At 72.8% G+C, this 815-nt stretch carries 1 protein-coding gene; it reads left to right on the top strand.

Annotation, left to right across the window (positions count from 1 at the left end):
• The first annotated feature begins 81 nt into the window (after positions 1-81).
• Positions 82-771, top strand: a complete 690-nt coding sequence (locus IY392_RS18560; RefSeq protein WP_194862017.1) for a demethylmenaquinone methyltransferase — start codon at positions 82-84, stop codon at positions 769-771.
• The last annotated feature ends 44 nt before the right edge of the window (positions 772-815 follow it).

Raw genomic sequence — 815 nt, 5'->3', positions numbered from 1 at the left:
CGACGCTACCCCGCGCCGAGGTGCCGCCCACCGACGGGCCTGCGCCTCTCCACCGCCTCGGCGCGGGGTAGCGTCGACAGCGTGTCCCGCGCCGATCTCGACAAACAGCCCCGCGACGTCGCGTCGATGTTCGACGGCGTGGCCAAGCGTTATGACCTGACCAACACCATCCTGTCCGGGGGAATGGACCACGTGTGGCGCCGCCGGGCGCGGTCGCTGCTGGCGCCTCGTCCCGGGGAGCGCATCCTGGACCTGGCCGCCGGGACCGCGGTCTCCACGGTGGAGTTGGCCAAGTCCGGCGCGTGGTGCGTGGCCGCCGACTTCTCGCTGGGAATGCTCCGTGCCGGCGCCGCGCGTGACGTGCCCAAAGTCGCCGGCGACGCGATGAGGCTGCCGTTCGCCGACGAGTCCTTCGATGCCGCCACCATCAGCTTCGGGCTACGCAACGTGCAGGACACCGCAGCGGGGCTGCGCGAGATGGCGCGGGTCGTCCGGCCGGGGGGCAGACTGGCCGTGGTGGAGTTCTCCACGCCCGTCTTCCCGCCTTTCCGTGCGGTCTACATGAACTACCTCATGCGGGCGCTGCCCAGGATCGCCACCAGCGTGTCCTCGAACCCCGACGCGTACGTGTACCTGGCCGAGTCGATCCGCGACTGGCCGGACCAGCAGGCGCTGCGCGCCCTGGTGGAGTCGAGCGGGTGGGAGCGCTGCAGCGTCACCAACCTCACCGGGGGCATCGCGGCGATCCACCTGGCCCGCCGCCCGGCCTGACCCGACCCGGCAGGCCCGGTCGACCCGACCCGGCGGGCCCGGTC

It is taken from the genome of Dietzia sp. SYD-A1, assembly GCF_015356725.1.
Lineage (GTDB): Bacteria > Actinomycetota > Actinomycetes > Mycobacteriales > Mycobacteriaceae > Dietzia.
Note: the sequence above shows the minus strand (reverse complement) of the source record. Positions and strands in the feature narration are given on the sequence as shown.